Annotated in this window: 25 protein-coding genes; 13 read left to right on the top strand and 12 right to left on the bottom strand. The window is 75.9% G+C overall.

Annotation, left to right across the window (positions count from 1 at the left end):
* Window positions 1–37 precede the first annotated feature (37 nt).
* The gene (locus IH54_RS0131495) at window positions 38–688 is read right to left on the bottom strand and encodes an ABATE domain-containing protein (protein WP_031523458.1); all 651 of its coding nucleotides are present in this window, start codon (window positions 686–688) and stop codon (window positions 38–40) included.
* A gap of 48 nt (window positions 689–736) precedes the next feature.
* On the opposite strand from IH54_RS0131495, the gene IH54_RS0131490 reads away from it, so the two are divergent.
* Both IH54_RS0131490 and IH54_RS0131485 read left to right on the top strand, forming a co-directional pair.
* Window positions 737–1390: a pyridoxine/pyridoxamine 5'-phosphate oxidase gene (locus IH54_RS0131490; RefSeq protein WP_234344095.1), complete on the top strand. Its 654-nt coding sequence runs from the start codon at window positions 737–739 to the stop codon at window positions 1388–1390.
* Entirely contained in the window at window positions 1387–2121 is a 735-nt protein-coding gene (locus IH54_RS0131485; protein ID WP_052398088.1) for a maleylpyruvate isomerase family mycothiol-dependent enzyme, read from the top strand. The genes IH54_RS0131490 and IH54_RS0131485 overlap by 4 nt, the downstream gene beginning before the upstream one ends.
* 73 nt (window positions 2122–2194) lie before the next feature.
* Here the strand turns inward: IH54_RS0131485 and IH54_RS0131480 are convergent, their stop codons facing one another.
* Window positions 2195–2434, bottom strand: coding sequence for a DUF397 domain-containing protein (locus IH54_RS0131480; protein ID WP_031523452.1), 240 nt, complete (start codon window positions 2432–2434; stop codon window positions 2195–2197).
* Window positions 2435–2631: 197 nt separating this feature from the next.
* Between IH54_RS0131480 and IH54_RS0131475 the strand changes: the two genes are divergently transcribed.
* Window positions 2632–3192 (top strand): isochorismatase family protein, encoded by a 561-nt coding sequence (locus IH54_RS0131475; protein ID WP_031523450.1) that lies wholly within the window; start codon window positions 2632–2634, stop codon window positions 3190–3192.
* A 22-nt stretch (window positions 3193–3214) separates the two neighbouring features.
* Here the strand turns inward: IH54_RS0131475 and IH54_RS0131470 are convergent, their stop codons facing one another.
* Complete coding sequence (locus IH54_RS0131470) at window positions 3215–4486, bottom strand: sensor histidine kinase (RefSeq protein WP_043182817.1); 1272 nt, start codon at window positions 4484–4486, stop codon at window positions 3215–3217.
* Window position 4487: 1 nt separating this feature from the next.
* Window positions 4488–5156, bottom strand: coding sequence for a response regulator transcription factor (locus tag IH54_RS0131465; RefSeq protein WP_031523445.1), 669 nt, complete (start codon window positions 5154–5156; stop codon window positions 4488–4490).
* Window positions 5157–5296: 140 nt separating this feature from the next.
* On the opposite strand from IH54_RS0131465, the gene IH54_RS45845 reads away from it, so the two are divergent.
* The 5 genes from IH54_RS45845 (at window position 5297) to IH54_RS0131440 (ending at window position 8531) form a co-directional block, all read left to right on the top strand.
* Complete coding sequence (locus IH54_RS45845; protein ID WP_031523443.1) at window positions 5297–5875, top strand: hypothetical protein; 579 nt, start codon at window positions 5297–5299, stop codon at window positions 5873–5875.
* Window positions 5876–5989: 114 nt separating this feature from the next.
* Complete coding sequence (locus tag IH54_RS0131455) at window positions 5990–6562, top strand: TetR/AcrR family transcriptional regulator (RefSeq protein WP_031523441.1); 573 nt, start codon at window positions 5990–5992, stop codon at window positions 6560–6562.
* A gap of 51 nt (window positions 6563–6613) precedes the next feature.
* Window positions 6614–7201, top strand: coding sequence for a DUF4865 family protein (locus tag IH54_RS0131450; RefSeq protein ID WP_031523438.1), 588 nt, complete (start codon window positions 6614–6616; stop codon window positions 7199–7201).
* Window positions 7198–7599 (top strand): carboxymuconolactone decarboxylase family protein, encoded by a 402-nt coding sequence (locus IH54_RS0131445; protein ID WP_234344094.1) that lies wholly within the window; start codon window positions 7198–7200, stop codon window positions 7597–7599. Before IH54_RS0131450 ends, IH54_RS0131445 begins: the two co-directional genes overlap by 4 nt.
* The gene (locus IH54_RS0131440; protein WP_031523434.1) at window positions 7596–8531 is read left to right on the top strand and encodes a phosphotriesterase family protein; all 936 of its coding nucleotides are present in this window, start codon (window positions 7596–7598) and stop codon (window positions 8529–8531) included. Before IH54_RS0131445 ends, IH54_RS0131440 begins: the two co-directional genes overlap by 4 nt.
* A 242-nt stretch (window positions 8532–8773) precedes the next feature.
* On the opposite strand, the gene IH54_RS0131435 is transcribed toward IH54_RS0131440, so the two are convergent.
* The 3 genes from IH54_RS0131435 to IH54_RS0131425 form a co-directional block, all read right to left on the bottom strand.
* A complete protein-coding gene (locus IH54_RS0131435; protein WP_043182815.1) occupies window positions 8774–9478 on the bottom strand; it encodes an alpha/beta fold hydrolase in 705 nt (234 codons plus the stop codon).
* 55 nt (window positions 9479–9533) lie between these two features.
* Window positions 9534–11789 (bottom strand): serine/threonine-protein kinase, encoded by a 2256-nt coding sequence (locus IH54_RS0131430; protein WP_052398083.1) that lies wholly within the window; start codon window positions 11787–11789, stop codon window positions 9534–9536.
* Window positions 11790–11881: 92 nt separating this feature from the next.
* Window positions 11882–12757 (bottom strand): oxygenase MpaB family protein, encoded by an 876-nt coding sequence (locus tag IH54_RS0131425; protein WP_031523427.1) that lies wholly within the window; start codon window positions 12755–12757, stop codon window positions 11882–11884.
* Window positions 12758–12917: 160 nt separating this feature from the next.
* Between IH54_RS0131425 and dhaK the strand changes: the two genes are divergently transcribed.
* From dhaK to IH54_RS0131410, 3 genes are all read left to right on the top strand, one after another.
* Entirely contained in the window at window positions 12918–13910 is a 993-nt protein-coding gene (gene dhaK / locus IH54_RS0131420) for a dihydroxyacetone kinase subunit DhaK (RefSeq protein ID WP_031523425.1), read from the top strand.
* 92 nt (window positions 13911–14002) lie between these two features.
* On the top strand, window positions 14003–14665 hold the full coding sequence (gene dhaL / locus IH54_RS0131415) for a dihydroxyacetone kinase subunit DhaL (protein WP_031523423.1): 663 nt from the start codon (window positions 14003–14005) through the stop codon (window positions 14663–14665).
* The gene (locus IH54_RS0131410) at window positions 14662–15066 is read left to right on the top strand and encodes a PTS-dependent dihydroxyacetone kinase phosphotransferase subunit DhaM (protein WP_031523420.1); all 405 of its coding nucleotides are present in this window, start codon (window positions 14662–14664) and stop codon (window positions 15064–15066) included. Before dhaL ends, IH54_RS0131410 begins: the two co-directional genes overlap by 4 nt.
* A 72-nt stretch (window positions 15067–15138) precedes the next feature.
* Here IH54_RS0131410 and IH54_RS0131405 read toward each other — a convergent pair whose 3' ends face one another.
* From IH54_RS0131405 to IH54_RS0131395, 3 genes are all read right to left on the bottom strand, one after another.
* Complete coding sequence (locus IH54_RS0131405) at window positions 15139–15417, bottom strand: hypothetical protein (RefSeq protein ID WP_043182813.1); 279 nt, start codon at window positions 15415–15417, stop codon at window positions 15139–15141.
* Window positions 15418–15599: 182 nt separating this feature from the next.
* Entirely contained in the window at window positions 15600–17228 is a 1629-nt protein-coding gene (locus IH54_RS0131400; protein WP_052398082.1) for a DHA2 family efflux MFS transporter permease subunit, read from the bottom strand.
* A 246-nt stretch (window positions 17229–17474) separates the two neighbouring features.
* Window positions 17475–17984 (bottom strand): NUDIX hydrolase, encoded by a 510-nt coding sequence (locus tag IH54_RS0131395; RefSeq protein WP_031523414.1) that lies wholly within the window; start codon window positions 17982–17984, stop codon window positions 17475–17477.
* 192 nt (window positions 17985–18176) lie between these two features.
* On the opposite strand from IH54_RS0131395, the gene IH54_RS0131390 reads away from it, so the two are divergent.
* On the top strand, window positions 18177–19295 hold the full coding sequence (locus IH54_RS0131390) for an O-antigen ligase family protein (RefSeq protein ID WP_078862669.1): 1119 nt from the start codon (window positions 18177–18179) through the stop codon (window positions 19293–19295).
* Between the two features lie 87 nt (window positions 19296–19382).
* Here IH54_RS0131390 and IH54_RS0131385 read toward each other — a convergent pair whose 3' ends face one another.
* On the bottom strand, window positions 19383–19928 hold the full coding sequence (locus tag IH54_RS0131385; RefSeq protein ID WP_031523410.1) for a hypothetical protein: 546 nt from the start codon (window positions 19926–19928) through the stop codon (window positions 19383–19385).
* Between the two features lie 45 nt (window positions 19929–19973).
* On the bottom strand, window positions 19974–20741 hold the full coding sequence (locus tag IH54_RS0131380; protein ID WP_031523408.1) for a glutamate racemase: 768 nt from the start codon (window positions 20739–20741) through the stop codon (window positions 19974–19976).
* 49 nt (window positions 20742–20790) lie between these two features.
* Between IH54_RS0131380 and IH54_RS0131375 the strand changes: the two genes are divergently transcribed.
* Window positions 20791–21978, top strand: coding sequence for a glycosyltransferase (locus IH54_RS0131375; protein WP_052398081.1), 1188 nt, complete (start codon window positions 20791–20793; stop codon window positions 21976–21978).
* Window positions 21979–22281 lie beyond the last annotated feature (303 nt).

The raw sequence follows: 22281 nt of genomic DNA, 5'->3' as shown, positions 1-22281 counted from the left end.
CGCGGCCGCCCCGCCGTACCGCCGCCGTACCCCTCCGCTACGCCTGGTCGGCGAGGCCGGACGCGGCGCGCTGCCGAGCGGCGTGCCGGGCGACGCGGGCGCGGTTGCCGCACGACGGCTTGCACCACTCCTGGCGGGTGTGCTCCTTGACGAAGTAGCGCACGCAGCGCGGCGCCGGGCACGCCCGCAGCCGCTCCCGGTCGGGCCCGGCGAGGAAGGCGATGGCGTGCCGGGCGAGCGCGGCGGCGACGAGGTCGGCGGCCCGCGGGGTGCGGGCGGCGGCGCGCGCGGCAGTCGCGGGCCCGTCGGCGGGCCACTCCAGCCGGGGCGCGTACGGGACCAGCGCGGCGGCCGCGTTGAGCCGCTCCAGCGCCTGACCGGCGGGCGGCAGCCGCCCCTCGTCCGCGGAGCTGGCCGCGCCCGGCCGCACCGCGCGGGCGAAGAGCGCACGCAGCGCGGTGCGCACCTCGACGGCGGCGGCGAGCGCGGCGGCGTCGGCCGTGAAGTCCTCGGCGGCGAAGGGGGCGGTGGCGCCGCCGCCCGCCGCGAGGTCGGCCCCCAGCGCGTCGGCGTGCGCACGCACCCAGCGCGTCAGCCCGGCCGGCTCGGCGAGGTCGTCGGCGACGCCGCCGTGCCCGTCGTGACGAATGGTGACGGCGAGGTCCAGCGCGAGATGATCAGCGGCCATGACCTAATGGTATCGTCAGCGAAAACCATTAACACAGAGGGGGTGTCTGTGTCCGACCTGCGTGAACTGCTGCGCGGACTGGACGTGTTCGCCGGAGATCTGCCCGGCTTCGACCTCGGCACGCTGCCGCCCGACCCGCGCGAGCTGTTCGTCGACTGGCTGCTCGCGGCCGTACGGGCCGGGGTCCGCGAGCCGCACGCGATGACCCTGTCCACCACGGGCGAGGACGGCGCCCCGGCCGCCCGCGTCCTGATCCTCAAGGACGTCTCCCCCGACGGCTGGCACTTCGCCGCCGACGCGGGCGGCCGCAAGGGCCGCGAGCTGGCGGCGCAGCCGGCGGCCGCGCTCACCTTCTACTGGTCGCCGCTCGCCCGGCAGGTCAGGATCCGCGGCCGGGTGGAGCCGGGGAGCGCGGCCGTCAGCGCCGAGGACTTCCTGGCCCGCTCGCCCGCCGCGCGCGCCGAGGCGCTGCTGGGCCGGCAGTCCACGCCCCTGCCCGAGCCGGCGGTCCTGGACGCGGCGGTGCGCGAGGCCGCCGCCCGCGTCGAGGCCGACCCCGGGCTGGTCGCGCCGGGATGGACCGGCTACACGCTGCACGCGGAGACCGTCGAGTTCTGGCAGGGCGACCGGGACCGGCGGCACACCAGGGTCGTCTACACGCACACCGGCGAGGGATGGGAAAGGGGACTGCTGTGGCCGTGACCGAGCGGACTGCGGGCGGGACGGACGGCGAGGGCGCGGCGGAGCAGCCGCAGCCCGATCTGCAGGCGGCCTTCACGGCGGGCCTGACCAGGCTGCGCGGGCTCACCGGGGGGCTGACCGACGAGGTGCTGCGCGCCCCGAGCGCGCTGCCCGGCTGGACGCGCGGCCATGTACTCACCCACATCGAGGGTGTCGGGCTGGCCCTCGCCCGGCAGGCGCGCTACGCGCTGCGGGGCAGGACGATCGAGGTCTACGACGGCGGCAGGCCCGCGCGGGACGCCGCGATCGAGGCCGGGTACGGCCGCCCCGCGGCGCGGTTGTCCGCGGCACTGGCCGACGCCCTGGACGAGGCGGAGACGTCCTGGGCCGCGGTCGGGCCCGGCGACTGGGGGCGCCCGGTGGCGTACCGCGACGGCACTCTGCGCACGGTGGGGCTGGCCTGGTGGCGGGAGCTGGAGATCCACACGGTGGACGCGCTGCTCGGCGCGGGCCCGTCCGGCTGGTCGCCGCAGCTGTGTACCCACCTGCTCGACTTCCTGTCCGTGCGGGTACCGGGCGGGGTCGGGCTGACGGTCACCGCCGTCGACACCGGCGGGGTGTGGACGTTCGGCCGTGGAACGCCGGTCGCGGTCGAGGGCCGGCTCACGGATCTCGCGGCGTGGTTCGCCGGGCGCCGTCCGGAGGAGCCGCTGGAGGGCGGGCCGCTGCCGGAGCTGGGCAACTGGCCGTGACGGCCGGGACGCGGGCCTGACACGAAAGGGCCGGGGTACGCGTGCGCGCGTGCCCCGGCCGGCCCCGCGGCGCTCAGGTCAGGTCGAACTCGCCGTCGCGCGCGCCGAGTACGAAGGCCCGCCATTCCGCGGGGGTGAAGATCAGCGCCGGGCCGTCGGGGTGCCGGCCGTCGCGCATCGCGATGTAGCCCTCGACGAAGGCGATCTGCACATCGCCGTTGCCCTGCTTGCTCGACAGCCACTCGGCGTCCGTCAGATCGAGCTGCGGCTTCTTCCCGTTGGCCACCGGCTGTCCCGTGGTGCTTTCCGCCACGTCGTGCTCCTCCCGCTGCGTTGCGTGTCCACCACACTAGCGGCCGTGGCGCACGCCGACACAAGATGGCAGAACCCGCCCGCGGCAGGGCTGGTTCCGATCACGCCGGGGCCACTGCAGGGGCGGTCCGCGAGCGGAAAGCGGTCCGTTGCGAACACCGGGCGGCCGGGCGGGGGCTGCCGGTAGGGTGACCGCACATGACCGCACATGATCACGGACGCCGCGGCGAATCCCCGCTCGCCCCCGGCCTCGACCCGGCGCGCACCGCGCTGGTCACCATCGATCTCATGGACCGCATCGTCGCCTTACCCCTCGCCCCGGTGCCCGGCCCCGCGGTGCTCGCCGCTGCTCTGGAGCTGGCCGGCGCCTTCCGGGCCGCGGGCGCCACCGTGGTGGCCGTCCGGACGCAGCGGCCCGGCGTCGCCGACCAGCCGGCCGGCAGCGATCTGGCGGCGGGCGTGGTACGGGACGGCGACCTCGTCGTCGTCAAGCGCACCATCGGCGGCTTCCTGGACACCGGCCTGCACGAGCTGCTGCGCGAGCGCGGCGTGGACACCCTGGTGCTCGCCGGGATCGCCACCAACCTGGGCGTGGAGTCCACCGCCCGGGCCGCCTCGGACCTGGACTACCGGCTGGTCTTCGCGGCCGACGCGATGGCGGCCCTGACCGCCGCCGAGCACGAGGCCGCGGTCGCACTGGACTTCCCGCGATTCGGCACCGTGGTGAGCGCGGCGCAGATCTGCTTCGCCGCGGGCTGAACGGCAGGCGCGGCCGGCGAGCTCAGCGGCCGGCGGGGGCACGGAGCGGGAAGGACGCGCGCAGCGTCGCCCCCGGCCCGCCGCCGGGGACGACCTGGAGCGAGGCGCGGTGGGCGAGCGCGATGTCGCGGGCGATCGGCAGGCCGAGCCCCGATCCGCCGGTGTCGCGGGTCCGCGCGTGGTCGAGCCGGGTGAAGCGGTCGAAGACGGTGGCGTGGTGCTCGGCCGGGATACCGGGACCGTCGTCGGCCACGTCCAGCCGCGCCCGGCCGCACGCCCCGTCGCGGGTCAGCTCGACGGTCACCGCCCCCGCCGCGTGCCGGACCGCGTTGTCGACGAGGTTGGCCACCATCCGCCGCAGGTGGTCCGGCGAGCCGTCGATCAATACGTCGGGGGTGAGCCGCATCCGCACCGCGACGTCGCCGCGCGGCCGGGCCCGCGCCGCCTCCTCGGCGACGATCTGCGCCAGGTCCGTCTCCCGGGTGCGGATCGGCTCGCGGGCGTCGAGCCGGGCGAGCAGCAGCAGGTCGGCGGTGAGCGTCTGGAGGCGCTCGACGTCGGCGAGCGCCTCGCGGGCGAGGTGCTGCTCCGGCGGCGCGGCCAGTTCCAGCCGGGTGCGCAGCACCGCCATCGGGCTGCGCAGCTCGTGCGCCGCGTCGGCGACGAACTGCCGGTGCGCGCCGACCGCCGTCTGCAGCCGGTCGAGGGTGGCGTTGACGGTACGGGCCAGGGCCGCGACCTCGTCGCGCGCGTCCGTCTCGGGAACGCGCTCGTGCAGATCCCGCGCGGTGATCTCGGCGACCTTCGCGCGGATCGCGGACACCGGACGCAGCGCCCGCCCGGTGGTGTGCCAGCACAGCAGGGCGACCAGCGCGAGCAGCGCGGGGATGCCGGGAACCAGCACCCAGGTGAGGGTGCGCATCGCGGCGCGGACCGGCGCCAGGGAAGCGGTGCCCTGAATGGTGACCGGGCCCGCGCCGGCGTCCACGTTCACGGAGACGACCACCTTGCCGCCGCTGTTCCCGGGCAGCGGTATCCCCGGCGGCAGCTGGTCCGGCGCCTGCCCCGCGTTCCCGCCGGCGACCGTGGTGCCGCCTTTCGGCGTGCCGCCGCCCGCCGCGCCGTGCTGCTCCAGGAACATCGCGGCATTCCGCCCCGCGTCCTGGACGGCCAGCTCCCGCGCCGAGCGGGTCAGGCTCGCGTGCAGCGACAGCAGGAGCGCGGCCGCGGCGAGGCCGAGGGCCACGGCCACCACGGCGGTCGCGGCGAGCGTGGTGCGCAGCCGGACGCTCATCTCAGGCCTCCAGCCGGTAGCCGGCGCCGCGTACGGTGCGCAGCGTGCTGCGGCCGAAGGGCTTGTCGATCTTGCGGCGCAGCGCGCTGATGTAGACCTCGACCACGTTGGAGTCGCCGTCGTAGGCGAAATCCCAGGCCCGCGCGAGCAGTTCGGACTTGGGCACCACTTCGCCGGCCCGCCGTGCCAGGCAGTGCAGGATCGCGAACTCCTTGGGCGTCAGCGGGATCAGCACGTCGCCGCGGCTCGCGCGCAGCCCCGCCGGGTCGACCCGAAGGTCGCCCACCGCCAGCACCGCGGGGCGCTCGCGCAGCCCGCGCCGCACCAGCGCGCGCAGCCGGGCGAGCAGCACGACGTAGGAGAAGGGCTTGGTGAGGTAGTCGTCGGCGCCGGTGTCGAGCCCCTCGGCCTCGTCGTACTCGCCGTCCATCGCCGTGAGCATGAGGATCGGCGTCCACACGCCGGCCTCGCGCAGCCTGCGGCAGACGCCGTAGCCGTCCAGCTCCGGGAGCATCACGTCGAGCACGATCGCGTCGTAACTCTGCTCGGTGGCCATCCACAGCCCCTCGCGCCCGTCGTGGGCGAGGTCGACGGCGAAGCCCTCGCGGCTCAGCCCGTCGCCGAGGAGTTCGGCCAGCCTGCGTTCGTCTTCCACCACGAGTATGCGCACCTCCTCAGCGTGCGGCCTGCCACCTAAGGCGAACATGAAGATCATCTGCCGGGCCTTCAGGTCGGCTTCAGCCGCCGCGGACGAGCCTGTTGATCGCCGGACCGGCCGGTCCGGCGATCTCGAACGGGAGACAGCACACGATGATCGACAAGAAAATTGCCGCGGGCTTCGCCCTCGTGGCGGGGCTGGGCCTGGCGAGCGTCGCGGCGGCGCCGGTCAGCGGCGCCGCGACACCGTCGGCCGCGCACGCGGCCCACGCGCAGCCCGCCAAGCAGGCCGCCGGGGGCGGGAGCAAGAGCGCCGGGAAGGGCGGGGCCAAGGGCGGCAGGCAGGTCGTCTGCATCGTCCGGATCGGCAAGCCGGGCGGCAAGGGCGGCCCGGTCCCGCTGCCGCCGCTGCCCGGGAAGCCTGGGAAGCCTGGGAACCCTGGGACGCCGGGCAAGCCTGGCAACGGCACCGGGGACAAGATCGAGGTGAAGATCGTCAACGGCAAGGTGACGGTCTACGTCAACGGCAAGCCCGCACCCGCGGGTTCGGTGCACATCGGCAAGGACGGCGCGTGCCCGGCGCCGCCGAAGGGCCTGCCCGGCGCCGGCGGCGTCACCACGCAGCCCGGCAAGGGCGGCGTGAGCGTGCACCCCGGTGAGGGCGGCGTCGTCCTCCAGGGCGCGCCGGGCGCGGACGAGGCCGGCCTGGCGACCGCCGGGCTGCACGTCTGACCCGTCCGGCCCGCACCACCGGGGCCGGGGCGGCCCCCTACGGGGGAGGGGCCGCCCCGGCCTTCCGGCTTTTCCGACTGGTTTTCTGTACCTACTAGTATGTACACTGCAGTCATGGAGACGTCGGAACGACTCATCGAGAGCGCGCAGGCGCTGCTGTGGGAGCGCGGCTACATCGGCACCAGCCCCAAGGCCATCCAGGAGCGGGCGGGCGCCGGGCAGGGCAGCATGTACCACCACTTCCGCGGCAAGCCCGACCTCGCCGTCACCGCGATGCGCCGCAGCGCCGCGCAGCTGCGGGCGCAGGCCGAGGAGCAGATCGCCCGCGGCGGCACCGCGCTGGAGCGGGCCACCGCCTACCTCGTCCGCGAGCGCGACGCGATGCGCGGCTGCCGCGTCGGGCGGATGGCGATGGACCCCGACGTGATCGCGAGCCCCGAGCTGCGCGCGCCGGTGGAGGAGACCTTCGCATGGCTGACCGGCCACCTCGCCGGCGTCATCGCCGAGGGCGTCGCGGCGGGCGAACTGCGGCCCGGCCTCGACCCGCACGACACCGCGGCGGCGATCGTCGCCGTCGTCCAGGGCGGCTACGTGCTGGCCCGCGCCGCCGACTCGCAGGAGCCCTTCGACGCCGCCGTCCGCGGGGCGGTCGCCCTCCTCGCGGCCCAGGCCGCGCCCGGTGCCTGAACCCCGCGGCCGTACGTCCGCTGCCGGCCGAGACTCCAGGAGAACGTGCCCGTGCACGCCATGAACTACCGGATCACCCTGCCCGCCGACTACGACATGCGGATCATCCGCCACCGGGTCGCCACGAAGGGCCATCTGCTCGACGACTTCCCCGGGCTCGGCCAGAAGGCCTATCTGATACGGGAGCGGGGCATCGACGGCTCGCCCGTCAACCAGTACGCGCCCTTCTACCTGTGGAACACCCCCGAGGGCATGAACAGCTTCCTGTGGGGAGCCGGGTTCCAGGGCCTGTGCGCCGACTTCGGGCGCCCGGCCGTCGAGCACTGGACCGGGCTCGGCTTCGCCCGCGGTTCCGCCTACGACGCCGTGCCGCGTGCCGCCGCCCGCCGCGCGTACCCCGTCCCGCCCGGTACGGCCCCGGCCGAGGCGGTCGAGCGCGGCCTGGAGGACCTGGCGCGCACCGCGGCCCGGCCCGGCGTGCACTCCACCGCACTCGTCGTCGACCCGCGTCACTGGGAAATGCTCCACTTCACCCTCTGGGAGGACACCGTGCCCCGAACACCCGGCGAGGAGCGCTACCAAGTGCTGCACCTGTCGCGCCCGGAACTCGACAAGCTGCCCGCGGGGAGGATGTGGTGATACGCAAGGCCGTGATCGACCGCGAGGCCGGCTACCGGCTGCTCACCGAGCTGGCCGGGCCCGGGACGGTCGAGGGCACCCTGACCGGTCTGGACGCGCTCGCGCCCGGCTTCGCCGACTGGATCGTCACCAGCCTGTTCGGCGGGACGTACCAGCGCGACGGCCTGGAGCTGCGCGACCGGCAGATCGCCACGACGGCCGCGCTCACCGCACTCGGCGGGGTCGAGCCGCAGCTGGACGACCACGTCCGCAACAGCCTGCGGATCGGCGTCGAACCGCGGGAGATCATCGAGGTGATGGTCCATCTGGCTCCCTACGTCGGGGTGCCCAAGGCCCTCGCGGGCCTGCGCGTCGCCGCTGCGGTGCTGCGCGAGACCGAGGGGACGGAGGCGCCGTGACCGGCCCCCGCACCGTCCGCACGGTGCTCGGCGACATCGGGCCCGCAGCTCTCGGCGTCGTCGATGCGCACGACCACCTCTTCCTGCGCAGCCCCGCGCTGTCCGCCGCCGCCCTCGACGACGAGGGGGCCGCGCTCGGCACGCTGCGCGCCTTCCACGGGCTCGGCGGCCGGGCCCTGGCCCAGTGGACGCCCTTCGCGATGGGGCGGCGGTCGGAGCGGCTGACCGCGGTCTCACGTGCCACGGGGGTGCACGTGATCGCCGCGACCGGCCTCCACCAGGAGGTGCACTACGACCCCGAGCTGCTGCGGGAGCTGCGCCGCGGTGACGCGCTCGCCGAGCTCTTCGTCGCCGAGCTCACCGAGGGCACGGTCACGGGCGACGACCCGGACGGAGCGCGGACCGGCCCGCGGGCCGGGATGATCAAGGTCGCCGGGATGTTCCACGCCCTCGACGACCACACCCGCTGGGTCATGGCCGCGGCCGCGCAGGCCCATCACGCCACGGGGGCGCCCATCGGCATCCACCACGAGATGGGCACCGCGGCGGTGGACGTCCTCGGGCTGCTCCACGGCGAGCTCGGGGTGCCCGCGGGCAGCCTGCTGCTGGGGCACCTCAACCGTTTCCCCGACCCCGGGGTGCACCGCGAGCTCGCCGCCGCGGGGGCGTACCTGGCCTTCGACGGGCCGAGCCGGGCGCACAGCGCGACCGATCCGTGGCTGGTCGAGTCGCTCGTGGCCCTCGCCACGGCGGGCCACGCTTCCCAGCTGCTGCTCGGCGCCGACACGACCGCGCCGGGCGCGGGCCCCGGCGCGGCCTACCTCCTCCGCACCCTGCGCCCCCGCCTGGTCCGCGAGCTGGGCCCCGCCGCGGCGGAATCCGTCTTCGCCGGCAACCCCGCGCGGGCCTTCTCCGCCCCCTGGACCCCGTAGGGCCCGCGTCCCGGACGCTCCGGGGTGTCTCTCGCGGTGGACGCCGCGACCTTCCCCCGGTGGATGGTTGCGCGCGCAGTTCCCGCGCCCCTGAAAAACGCCCACCCTGCGGGCAGAGGGCAAGCAATCGGGGGCGCGTGGGGGCCTCCCGGGCGAAGCCTGGGGGAGAACCGCGCGACCAGCCCACCACTGGCAGAAGGTCGCGGCGTCCACCGCAAGGGGCGGCCCGGGACGTACCCGGCTCACCCCTCGGAGAGGAATGCGCGGGTGGCCGCGAGGAAGTCCGGGAGGCGGTCGTCGTGGATCATGTGGCCCGCGGGGATCGTGGTGAAGCGGGCGCCGGGGATGCGGGCGGCGACGTCCGCGAGCTGGTCCTGCGGGATGTGGCTGCTCGGCCCGCCCCCGAGGATCAGCGTCGGCGCGGTGATCTCCGCGAGCCCCTCCCGATGCCGCGCCGGAGGCGCGTTGCGCTGGCGGGCGACCGCGGCGACGACCCGCCAGTCGTAGCCGGTGGGTTCGGCGCCCGGCCCCGGCCCCGCGGGAACCGGACGGGGCGGGTCGGCGGGGAAGGGCAGCGGGCCGTCCTCCAGGACCATGCGGCGGACGGCGGCGGGCCGGTCCATGGCGACCAGCGAGGCCACCACCGTGCCGACGGAGTGCGCGACGACGGTGACCCCGTCGAGCCCCAGCTCGTCCAGCAGCGCGAACACGTCGTCCCGCATCGCCTCGTAGGCGTAGTCGTCGGCGTGGTCGCTGTCACCGTGGCCGCGCAGGTCGAGCGCGGTGGTGCGCCAGCCGTCCGCGGCGAGCGCGGGGACGACCCGCACCCAGGAGCCGCGGTTCTCGCCGAGGGCGTGCAGGAGCAGCAGCGGGGCCCCGCCGGCGGGGCCGTCCTGCTCGTAGGCCAGCCGGACGCCGCCGGAGCGGAAGGTGCGCATGGCGTTCATGCTCCCGGACCCTATTGCCGGCCCGCCGCCCGCGCCGCCCCCGTTCGCGGCGGGCTCAACCGCCGGAAGGCAGCGGGGGCGGCGAAGGCGCGTCGCGGCGGGCGGCGACGCGCTCGTCGAGGGCCTGGGCCTCCGCGGTGCGGCCGAGGCGGCGCAGGCACTGCGCCTCGTCGCTGCGGCTGGCGAGGGTGTCGGGGTGGTCGGCGCCGAGCACCTGCTCGCGGGCGTCGGCCACCTCGTGGTAGACGGCGAGCGCGCTGGACCAGCGGCCGAGCCAGCCCAGGGCGACGGCGATCTCCCGCTTGCTGACCAGCGTGTCGGGGTGGAACGGCCCCAGGACGCGGGCGCGGACGGCGGCGACGTCGCGGGCCTCGACGAGCGCGCGCTCCCAGTCGCCGAGCCGGCCGAGGTTGACGCCGAGCGCGTGCCGGGCGCGCAGCGTCTCGGGGTCGGTGGAGCCCGCGGTCCTCGTCCTGGCCTCGACGAGGGATTCGTAGAGGGCGCGGGCCTCCGCGCTGCGGCCGAGCCGGCCGAGGCAGATGCCGGTCTCGTAGCGGGCGGCGAGCGTGTCGGGATGGTCGGGGCCGAGGACGCGGCCGCGCGCGGCGGCGACGTCCTGGTAGACGTCGAGCGCCTCGGGCCAGCGGCGGGCCTTGCCGAGCATGTGGCCGACCTCGAAGAGCGTTGTCAACGTCTGCGGGTGGTCCGCGCCGAGCACCCGGGTACGCGCCTCCGCCACCTCGGCGGCCAGCGCGTACGCCTCCTCTGTACGGCCGAGGCACCCGAGGTTGTAGGCCAGGTTGTGCCGGCACTGCAGGGTGTCGGGGTCGTCGGGTCCCGAGGCGCGCAGCCGGGCGGCGAGCACGTCGGCGTACTCGCGGTGCGCCTCCTCGTGGCGGCCGAGCACCCCGAGCGCGTACGCGGCCTCGTGCCGCGCGGCGAGCGTGTCGTGGTGGTCGGGCCCGAGGACGCGGCCGCGGGCCTCACCCACGTACGCGTACAGCCGCAGCGCCTCCTCGGTGCGGCCGAGGCCGGTGAGGCAGTAGGCCGTCTCGTAGCAGCTGCCGAGGGTGTCGGGGTGCTCGGCGCCCAGCATGTTCTCGCGGGCGGCCGCCACGGCGGCGTGCAGGTCGTGTGCCTGCCGCCACTTGCCGGCCCGCGCCAGGTCGATGGCCTCGGCGTGCCGCCCTGCCAGCTCCGCCTGCACGCCGGCGGCAGGGCCCGGCGGCGGGCCGGGCACGGGCGGGCGCACCCCGCGGGTGGACCACGCGCCGGTCAGCTCGTGGTGCGGGGCGGGCACCGGACGGAGCGGGACGGCGGCGGTGCCGGTGGTCAGGTACTGCGCCCAGCCGGGCAGTTCGGCGGTCGGCACGGCGCCGCCGGGGACGGCCGGCGGCGGGTGCGGGAGCCCGCCGCCGCGCAGCGCCTTGAGCCGGCCGCAGACGCCGGCGGCGTCCTGCGGGCGGTCGTCGGGGGCCTTGGCGAGCAGGTCGAGGATGAGCCGGTCAAGCTCGGCGGGCAGTTCCGGGCGCCGGGCGCGCGGCGGGTCGGGGGCGGTGTCCCGGTGGCCGACCAGGATCGCCCAGGTGTCGCCGAGGTCGAACGGCGGTGCCCCGGTGGCCAGTTCGTACAGCACGCAGCCCAGCGAGTACAGGTCGCTGCGGTGGTCGACCTCGCCGGAGGCGCCGATCTGCTCGGGCGACATGTAGTGCGGGGTGCCCATGGCCACGCCCGTGCCGGTGAGGCGGGAGGTGAAGCCGATGTCGTGGCCGAGCCGGGCGATGCCGAAGTCGCAGATCTTCACGCCGCCGTCGGTGAGCCGCATGATGTTGGCCGGTTTGAGATCCCGGTGGACGATGCCCTGCGAGTGGGTGTAGGCGAGCGCGTCGGCGACCTGCTCGGCGATGTCGATGACGTCGGGGACGGGCAGCGGGTGCCGCTGGGCGTCGTCGAGGACCTGGAGCAGGTTGCGCCCGTCGAGCAGCTCCATCACCAGGAAGAGCAGGCCGTCGTGCTCGCCGAAGTCGTGGACGACGGTGATCCCGCGGTGCTGGAGGGCGGCCGCGACCCGCGCCTCGCGGCGGAAGCGCTCCTGGAGGACCCGGGTGAATCCGGCGTCCCTGGCCTGGCCCAGCGGCTTGAGGCACTTCACGGCGACCTTGCGGCCCAGCGACTCGTCGAGCGCGAGCCACACCTCGCCCATGCCGCCGCGCCCGATCAGCTCGTGCAGCCGGTAGCGCCCCTGGATGACCGCGGCCTGCTCCGCCCCGCCGCTCTGCCCGTGGTGGTCCCCGTGATGTCCCGCCGCCATCGCGTACCCGCCCCCGTGGTCCTCGGTGCTTCCCCGCACTCAGTATGGCCGGGCCGCGCCGAACACGTCACCTCGCATCAGGGCATATCCGCTCAAGGCCCGCCGCCGCCCGCGCCCGCGGCGAGCGGCAGCCTGCGGGAGGAGGGGCGCGTGCCGGGGCCGAGCCGGGCGACGGCCCGCAGGATGTGGCCGGGCGGCAGCTGCCACCGCACCCGCGCCGGAACGGCCCGCAGCAGCCGTCCGGCGGTGCGCAGCCGCCGGTCGGCGGCGGCCGGCGCGGGCCCCGGCCGCCCGTACAGCTCCTGCGCCCAGGGCGGCAGTGCGGCGTAGGCGGTGCCGGACACCGCGCGCCACACCGCGAGCCGCAGCGGCAGCAGGGGCCAGGGCACGGGCGGGGCGGCGAGGAAGCGGACGATGTCACCGGACTCGGGCGTGGCGGCCAGCCGCGGCCGTACGGCGTCGAAGTAGCCGGCGAGGTCGGCGGTGCTCCCCGGCACGCCCGCGGGGTCGAGGCCGACGAGGCGGGCGGACTCGCGCTGCTCGGCCACGTACGCGTCGGCCTGGGCGGCGGTCAGCGGGTAGCCGGAGCGGCGGGCGACGCCGAGGTAGGAGTCGATCTCGGCGCAGTGCACCCACAGCAGCAGTTCGGGGTCGTCGACGCCGTAGCGCTCGCCGGTGTCCGGGTCGGTCGCCGAGAGCCTGCGGTGGATGCCGCGGATACGGGCGCCGGCGCGCTCGGCGGCGGGCGCGGTGCCGTAGGTGATCTCGCCGACGAAGGAGGCGGTGCGCAGCAGCCGCCCCCACGAGTCGTGCCGGACGTCGGAATTCTGCACGACGCCCCGCACCGCCCTCGGGTGCAGCGCCTGGAGGTAGAGCGCCCGGATGCCCGCCACCCACATGACCGGGTCGGCGTGCATCTGCCAGGTCACCGAGTCGGGCCCGAAGAGTCCGGGGTCGGCGTCGCTCATGGCGGCCTCCTTCACCGGCCCACCGTAACCGCGCCCCCGGCCCGCCGGGGAGGGGGCCGGGAGGATACCGCAGGGCCCGCGGGCCCCGCCGTACATGGTGCCCCGCGGGCGGCAGAACCGTAGGCTGGAGATCCCGTGGCCCGTGCGGACGGAGTAGCCGATGAAGATGCTGATCAACGTCGCCGAGAACGTGGTCGCCGATGCGCTGCGGGGTGTCGCCGCCGCGCATCCCGAGCTGATCGTGGACGTGGAGAAGCGGGTGATCGTACGGCGTGGCGCGCCCTACGAGGGCAAGGTCGGCCTGGTCTCCGGCGGCGGGTCGGGGCACGAACCGCTGCACGGCGGCTTCGTCGGCCGCGGCATGCTGGACGCGGCCTGCCCGGGCGAGGTCTTCACCTCGCCGGTCCCGGACCAGATGGTGCGCGCCGCGGCGGCCGTGGACAGCGGCGCCGGGGTGCTCTTCATCGTGAAGAACTACACCGGTGACGTGCTGAACTTCCAGATGGCCGCCGAGCTGGCCGAGGACGAGGGCGTGCAGGTCGCCACCGTGCTGGTGGACGACGACGTGGCGGTGACCGACAGCACGTACACCGCGGGGCGGCGCGGCACGGGCGCGACGCTCTTCGTCGAGAAGATCGCCGGCGCGGCGGCCGAGGAGGGCGCGGCTCTGGACCGGGTCGCCTCGCTCGCCCGGCAGGTCAACGCGTCCTCGCGCTCCTTCGGCGTGGCGCTCACCGCGTGCAGCACCCCGGCCAAGGGCGGGCCGACCTTCGACCTGCCGGAGGGCGAGCTGGAGCTGGGCGTCGGCATCCACGGCGAGCCGGGCCGGGAGCGGCGCGCCATGATGACCTCCGGCGAGATCGCGGACGCCGCCGTGGAAGCGGTGGTGTCCGACCTGCAGCCGGACGGCCCGGTGCTGCTGCTGGTCAACGGGATGGGCGGCACCCCGCTGCTGGAGCTGTACGGCTTCAACGCCGAGGTGCAGCGCGCGCTGTCCGAGCGCAAGGTCCCGGTCGCCCGCACCCTGGTCGGCAACTATGTGACGTCCCTCGACATGGCGGGCGCCTCGGTGACGATATGCCGGGCCGACGAGGAGCTGCTGCGGCTGTACGACGCCCCGGTCGCCACCCCGGGCCTGCGCTGGGGCTGCTGACCCCGGTCCCGCCCGCGCCCCGGCGCACCGCCGCCCGGCCCGTACTTCCGCACCTCCTCCCGCACCACCGGCGAAAGGACCGCGCGACCCCGATGAACGCAACCCCCGATCCCGAGGCACCGGTCGACGCGGCCTTCGCCCGCCGCTGGCTCGCGGCGGCGACCGCCGCCGTCGAGCGCGAGGCCGCGCGGCTGACCGAGCTGGACTCCCCCATCGGCGACGCCGACCACGGCGCGAACATGCGACGCGGCTTCCTGGCCGCGCGGACCGCCGTCGAGCAGGAGGCGCCGCAGACCCCGGGCGGGGTTCTGGTGCTGGTGGGCCGCACGCTGATCAGCACCGTCGGAGGCGCCTCCGGGCCGCTGTACGGGACGCTGCTGCGCCGGGCGGGCAAGGAGCTGGGCGAGGAGCCGGCGGTGCCGGTCACGCGGCTGCGGGACGCGCTGCGGGCGGGGGTCGACGGGGTCGCGCAGCTGGGCGGCGCGGTGCCGGGCGACAAGACGATGCTGGACGCGCTGCTGCCGGCCCTCGACGCGCTGGGCGGCGCGCTGGACGCGGGCGACGGCGCTGCCAAGGCGTTCGCAGCGGCGGCGGAAGCGGCCGGGGCGGGAGCGACGGCGACGACGCCGATGCGGGCCCGCAAGGGCCGGGCCAGCTATCTGGGCGAGCGCAGCATCGGCCACCAGGACCCGGGCGCGACGTCCTCGGCGCTGCTGGTCGAGGCCTTCGCCGAGGCAGCACGGGAGGACGCATGAGCACCCCGCTGGTCGGAATAGTGCTGGTCTCGCACAGCGCGCAGGCCGCCCAGGCGGTCGCCGACCTCGCCGCCGGGCTGAGCGGGGCGGGCGGCACGGTGCCGGTCGCGCCCGCGGGCGGCGCCCCGGACGGCGGTTTCGGCACCAGCTCGGACCTGATATCGGCCGCGGCGAGCGCGGTGGACCGGGGCGCGGGGGTGGCGGTGCTCGCGGACCTGGGCAGCGCGGTGCTCACCGTCAAGGCACTGCTCGCGGACGACGAACTGCCCGCGGGGACGCGGCTGGTGGACGCCCCCTTCCTGGAGGGCGCGGTCGCCGCGGTGGTCACCGCCTCGACCGGCGCGGACCTGGACGCGGTGGCTGCCGCGGCGGCGGACGCGTACGCCTACCGCAAGGTCTGAGCGGGAGGCCCGCGGCCCCTCCCCCGTCGTGAGCGGGGAGGGACCGCGGGCCGTGCGCGCCGGAAGGGCGGCTCAGCGGCCGTAGACCAGCAGCGTGCGGACCATGCGGCAGGTGGTGTCGGACGGCTCGTGGACGCCGATCCGCTCGGCGGCGTCGCGTATCCGCCCGTTACCGGCCTGGGCCGGCTCGTACACGCCCGAGTCGAGCAGGGCGATCACCAGGCGCATGGACTTCAACCGCCGGTTGTGCGCGATGTACCACGCACGCGGACGGCCGGCGGGCAGCGCCCGCTTCGGCAGCGGACTCTTCAGCAACGGGCTCTTCGGCGGGGACAGTACGGCAGCGGGCATCGGCAACCTCCTGCGGCGTCGGCCGAACCTCTCGAACACTGCCTATTTTACTGCCGACCACTGACAAAGTCCGCTGGCCAGACGCCATATGACGAATGTTTGTACGACCGCGCGACCGCATCACCGCCGAGCCGCCCCCACGCCTCCTGCCGACCCGTCACCCCCGTCACCCCGTCGCCCTGTCACCCCGCGGCGGCGGTGCCCGCCTGCGCGGCCGCGATCTCCTCCTCCGTCAGCGGCAGCCCGTGCGGATTGCCGGACGCGCCCGCGTGCGGTTTGACGAACAGGCAGCTCAGCGCGCCCACCGCGAGCACGCCGACGGAGACCAGCAGCGTCGGCCCCATCGCGTCGACGAAGCCGTGCCCGAAGACCGTGCCCGCGGCCTCCCGGACGCGCGCGGCGGTGCCCGCCGGGACGTCCTTCGGCAGCACCGGCCCCGCCGTCCCGGAGGCGACGTCCAGCCGCCGCCCGGCCGCGTCGAAGCCGTGCACGAAGGCGGTGCGGTACTCGGCCGGCACCTCGCCCGCGTGCCGCGCGGCCTGGTCCTTCAGCCCGGCCGCGAACCGCCCCTGCAGCACCGCCCCGACGACGGCCCCGGCCAGCACCGAACCCATCTGCCGGAGCGCGTTGTTGACGCCCGAGGCGGCGCCGGTCTGCTGCGGCGGCACGTTGCGCATCGCCTCGCCCGCCATGGGCGAGAAGGTGCATCCGGTGCCCAGGCCCATCACGAACAGCGGTGTCACGACGCCGGTCCAGCTGCCGCCGGCGTCCGCGGCCAGCGCGATCCACGCCAGGCCGCCGCCGAACATCAGCAGCCCGGCCAGCAGGATGTACTTGGCGCCCAGCTTGTCGGCGAGCACCGAGGCGGGCCCGGCCGTCACGAAGGTCCCGACCGACAGCGGCAGCAGCACCACGCCCGCCTTGAGCGCGCTGTAGCCCAGGACCGACTGGAGGTAGACGGTGAGCGGCAGGAACAGGCCGACGATGCCGAACGAGATGGCGACGCCGACGACGTTCATGAGGGTGAAGTTGCGGTCCCGGAAGAGCCCGAAGGGCACCAGCGGCTCGCCGTCCTGACGGCCCCGCTGGTGCAGCAGGAAGCCCGCCCCGACCACCGCGGAGGCGGCCAGGCACGCCATGATCCAGCCGTTCCAGTCGTAGCGCTGGCCCTCCGTCAGGCCGAAGGTCAGCAGGAACAGCGCGACCGTGGACAGCAGCGTGCCGGGGACGTCGAAGCGGTGCCGCACGGTGCGCACCGGCGCCGGGAACCACGCGAGGGCGCCGACGACGCACAGCACGCCGAGCGGGACGTTGACGAAGAAGATCCAGCGCCAGTCCAGCCGGGTGACCAGCAGGCCGCCCACGGTCGGCCCGGCCGCCCCCGACACCCCGGCGACGACGCCCCACACGCCGAGCGCGGCGCCGCGCTTGCCCGCAGGGAAGACGTCCACGACGAGCGACAGCGTCTGCGGCAGCAGCAGCGCCGCGCCCACGCCCTGCACCGCGCGGAAGGTGATCAGCTGGCCCGGGTCCTGCGACAGCCCGCACGCGAGGCTGGCGACGGTGAACAGCGCGACACCGCCGATGAAGAGGTTCTTCTTGCCGTTCAGGTCGCCCAGCCGGCCCGCGGTGATCAGCAGCACGGCGAGGGCCAGCGTGTAGGCGTTGGTGATCCACAGGATCTGGTCGAGAGAGGCGCCCAGCCGGCCCACCATGTCGGGAATGGCGATGTTGACGATGGTCAGGTCGAGCAGCGTCATGAAGAACCCGACGGACAGCACGGAAAGGACCGCCCACGGGTTGCCCCGCATTGAACTCACTTTTCCCTCCTCGCCGCGTGCGTGCGCGCGCTCGCGGCCTCGTGGTCGTACCGCTCGCGGTCCCGGTACGGGACGGCGGGCGCGGTACGCGGACGAGCCGGTGCGCTCGGCGCGCCCTCCCGGCTCCTGCCAGTCAGAGGGGCGCCGCGCGGCGCGATGTGACATCGCGGCGGGGTGCGGTTCGCCGGGGGCGGTCCGGCCGGGCGGGCGGGGCGCGGCGGCCCCGCCCGGCCGAGGTCAGGGCGCCCGGTAGCCGCGGTCGGCGCTGCCGGGGACGGCGGCGGGCGCGAACCAGGTGGGGTCGTCGCGCAGCGCCAGTTCGATCCGGCCGCGGGCGGTCGGGCCGAGCTCGGGCAGCTCGTCCACGGCGAACCAGCGCACGTCCAGCGACTCGTCGTCGTTGACCCGCGCCTCCCCGCCGACCGCGCGGCAGCGCAGCACGATGTCGATGTACTGCGCCCGGTCGCCGTTGGGGTAGACCACCGGCTCGTTGGTGAAGACGCTCAGCACCCGCTCCACGATCGCCAGGACTCCGGTCTCCTCCTCGACCTCCCGCACCGCCGCCTCCGCGGGCTGTTCACCGGGGTCGGGGATCCCGCTCAGCAGCGCCCATCTGCCGGTGTCGGTCCGCCGGTTCAGCAGCACCCGCCCGCGGTCGTCGAACACCACCATCACCACGCCCGGCAGGAAGAGGAGCGTGTCGCCCGCCTTGGCACGGATGTCCAGGATGAATTGCGGAGTCGCCATGGCCCGAGCCTACGAGACGCCGGGTGAACACCACATTCGCACCACGTTTCCCAAGGGCGACAAGGTTGCTGCGCAAGTGTCCCCCGCGGCCCGCCCAGCCGTTACCGTGACCCCGGAAAGAGCGCCCGCGCGGGGAACGCGGGCGCGACGGCAGCCCGTCGCGCCCTCGTGGGTCAGGGGGGTAACGGGGGCATGGACACGACGGCCGGCGAACCGCCGGGCGCCGCACACACGCGGCGTGCGCAGGGTCCGGACGAGCGCACCGGGGGGCGCCGCCAGGGCGGTGGTCTCACCGACGCGGCCGGGATCGCGGTGCTCGGCTGCGCCTCGGTATGGGCGCTCGTCGCCGCCGCGGGGCGCCCCGCCCGGCCGGAGGGCACGCTGCTGGCGGTCCTCGCCGTCTCCGCGGGCTACGCGCTCGGCCGCATCCTGGGCGCGCTGCTGCCCGCGCTCGCGCCCACCGCCGCTGCCGCAGCCGTCCTGGCCCTGGTCCTCGCCCCGGCCGGCCGGCTGACCGCCCACCCCGGCGCGCCCCCGCTGGGCTACCCCAACGCCGACGCCGCGCTGCTGGTGCTGGCCACCGGCGCCGCGTGCTGCGCCGCCTGGACCGTACGGGGCAGGCGGCGGCGGCTCGCGCTGCGCGCGGCGGGGCTGGGTGCCGCCGCCGCCGCGCTGGCGCTGGGCTCGGCCGCAGGGTTCGCGGCGGGGCTGGCGGTCGTGCTGTGCTCGCCGGCCGTCGCGCGCCTGCGCCGCCGCCTCCCCGCGCTGGCCGCGCTCGCCCTGGCCGCCGCCCTCGCGGTGGGCACGACCTGCGCGGCCGCCGTGGACGCGCTGCCGGCGGGCCTTTCGGCGTCCCTCACCGGTCAGCTCACCCAGCAGCGCGTGGACCTGTGGCACGAGGCCGTCACGCTCGCGGAACGCCACCCGATGCGTGGCGTGGGCCCCGAGCGCTTCGCCGACTCGACGCCCGTGGACTCCGCGGGGGCGGACGCGTACCCGGACGTGACACTCGCCGAGGGCCTGCCGGCCCGGTCACCGCAGTCCGCGCCGCTCCAGCTCGCCGCCGAGCAGGGCATTCCCGGGGTGGTGCTGCTGGCCGTGTCCTTCGGGTGGCTGCTCGCGGCGCTGTGGCGCTCCCCGCGTCCCACCCCCGTCGTCCTCACCGCCGCCACCACGCTGACCGGCCTGGCGATGCTCGCGGCCGTCGACCATGTGCTGAGCTACGCCGTCGTCACCGCGGGTGCCGGCTTCCTCGCGGGCGTGGCGACAGCCCGCCCGCTCGCGCCCGAGAAGCTCCCGCCGGAGGACTGAGCCGGACGGGTGACATGGCCGCCGTGACCGCCCGGGAAGGTGCCCTCCTCCACCGCAAAGGGCGGCCGGCGACACCGCCGACGGGGTTCAGGAGCTGGCCACCGGGCGCGGGCGCAGCCGCAGCCATGCGGCGATGGCCTGCACGGCGCCCTCCGGGTCGTCCACCGTGACGGTGAAGCGGCGGTCGCCGCCGAGGTCGATGACGATGCCGGGGCCGCGCCGGACGATCACCGCGGTGCCCTTCTCGGGGCGCCACCGGTAGCCCCAGCCGCCCCAGCTGCGCGGGCTGATCAGCGGGGCCAGCCGGGCGCCGCTGACGTCCGCGAGCGGGATACGGCGGCGCGGCAGCCCGATGTGGCCGCACCGCACCTCCACGCACTCCTGGTCGACCTGCACCTTCACATGCGTGAAGGCGACCGTGCCGAAGAGGATCAGCAGCCCGGCGGCCAGGCAGCCGACGACCGACATCACCAGGGGTACGAGATCGGTCGTGGCCGGCTGGTCAACGGCCAGCTCGACGCCGAGTGCGAGGCAGGCGGCACCCACGACGGCGAGGACCCACTGCATGCGGTTGCTGGCGCGGCCCGTCCACACCTGAGGCGCGACGGACTCCGAGCGGGGAGCGTGCGTCATGCTCGAAGCGTACTCACCCGGCACGATTCGGGCAGCCCCGACGCGTCAAGCCGTGGCGGGGGTCACGGCGAGCGCCGCGCCCTGCGGGTAGCCCGCCGCGACGGCCTGCAGCGGCGCGCTCACCCCGTTGAGCAGCACTTCCAGGCCCCCACCGCCCTCGGTCACACCTCCCACGGCGGCGATCCGGCGCAGCGCCTGCGCGGCCACCGCCCCCGCGGAGCCGAACAGCTCGGCGCCGGGCACGGCCGCCGCGATGCGGTCGGCGACCAGCTCGTAGTGCGTGCAGCCCAGCACGACCGCGCGCACCCCTACCGGGGTCAGAGCCGCGGCGGCGGCCACCGCGGCCCCCACCGCCACGCCGTCGCCCGCCTCCACGGCGGCGGCGAGGCCCGGGCAGGGCACCTCCGTCACCTCGGCGGCGCCGCCGAACTCGGCGATCAGCTCGCGCTGGTAGGCGCTGCCCGTGGTCGCCGGGGTGGCCCAGACGGCGACGGCTCCGCCCCCCGCGGCGGCAGGCTTGATCGCGGGCACCGTGCCCACCACCGGCAGGCCCGGCTCCAGCGCGGCGCGCACCGCGGCCAGGGCGTGCACGGACGCGGTGTTGCAGGCCACGATCAGCGCGTCGGGTCCGCGCTCGGCGGCGTCCAGCGCGCAGCGCAGCGCGCGGTCGCTGACGTCCTGCGCGGTCCGCGGCCCCCAGGGCATGCCCGCCGGGTCGCACGACAGCACCAGGTCGGCGTCCGGCCGCAGGTTCCGTACGGCCGCGGCGGCGGCCAGCAGTCCGATCCCGGAGTCCACGAGTGCGATCTTCACGCCTTCACAATAGGCGCCGCCGGGACCGCGCCACCGGGCGGCACCCGCGGTGCGGCAGACTGCGCGGGTGACGGTGACGACAGTGATCGCAGGGCTGTCCCTGCTCGTGTGGGTGTGGCTGCTGCTGGGACAGGGCTTCTTCTGGCGCACGGACGTCCGGCTGCCGCGCCCGGCCTCCGAGCCCGAGCGGTGGCCCGCGGTCGCCGTCGTGGTGCCCGCACGGGACGAGGCGGAGGTGCTCGGGACGAGCCTGCCGTCGCTGCTGGCGCAGGAGTACCCCGGGAGGGCCGAGGTCTTCCTCGTCGACGACGGCAGCACCGACGGCACCGGGGACCTCGCCCGCGAGCTCGCCGCCCGGCACGGCGGACTGCCGCTCACCGTGTCCTCCCCCGGCGAGCCACCCGCCGGTTGGACCGGCAAGCTGTGGGCCGTGCGGCACGGCATCGCTCTCGCCCGCGAGCGCACCGGCGCGGAGTACCTGCTGCTCACCGACGCCGACATCGCGCACCGCCCGGACAGCCTGCGCGCGCTCGCCGCATCGGCCACCGGCGCGGACCTCGACATGGTGTCGCTGATGGCCCGGCTGCGCGTCGAGACCGGCTGGGAGCGGCTGATCGTGCCGGCGTTCGTGTACTTCTTCGCGCAGCTCTACCCCTTCCGCTGGATCAACCGGCACCGCTCGCGCACGGCGGCGGCCGCGGGCGGGTGCGTGCTGATCCGCGCGGCGGCCGTCGACGCGGCCGGGGTGCCGGACAGCATCCGGCAGTCCGTGATCGACGACGTCGCGCTCGCCCGCGCGGTCAAGCGGTCCGGTGGGCGGATCTGGCTCGGACTGGCCGAGCGCGTCGACAGTGTCCGCCCCTACCCGCACCTCGCCGAGCTGTGGCGGATGGTCGCGCGCAGCGCGTACGCGCAGCTCCGCCACAACCCGGCGGTACTGGCCGGCACGGTGCTCGGGCTCGCCCTGATCTACCTCGTCCCCCCGGCCGCGGCGATCGGCGGCGCCGCCGCGGGCGCCTGGGCCCTGTGCGCCGCGGGCGCCGCCGCGTGGGCCGTCATGACGCTCACGTACCTGCCGATGCTCCGCTACTACGCCCAGCCCCTGTGGCTGGCCCTCACCCTGCCCTGCACGGCGGCCCTGTACCTCCTCATGACCGTCGACTCCGCGGTCCAGCACTACCGCGGCCGCGGGGCGGCCTGGAAGGGCCGCACCTACTCCCGCCCGGACCCGACGTAGCCCCTGCGGGGCGCACCCCCGCGCCGGGAGCACGGCTTCCCACCGCTGGGGCTTCCCGCGCCTGGCGGCGCGGGGTGTTCCCCACCCCCACCACGCGTGCAAGTGGGACGTCGGCCTTCTGTCCACCCGCGGGGTGCATCGCCGTCGGGGGCGCACCGCAGTCCCCGGGACATCACCCCACCGGCAGGCAGCCGCCAGCGCAAGGCACGAGCAGGGCGACGCTCCACCCCACCCACCCCCACCGACAGGCAGCCGCCCACGAGACGTCGGGGGACGGGCACGATCACCCCACCCACCCCCACC

Source organism: Streptomyces sp. NRRL F-5123 (assembly GCF_000721495.1).
GTDB lineage: Bacteria > Actinomycetota > Actinomycetes > Streptomycetales > Streptomycetaceae > Actinacidiphila.
The sequence above is the reverse complement of the archived record's forward strand: the minus strand, read 5'-3'. Positions and strand labels throughout refer to the sequence as shown.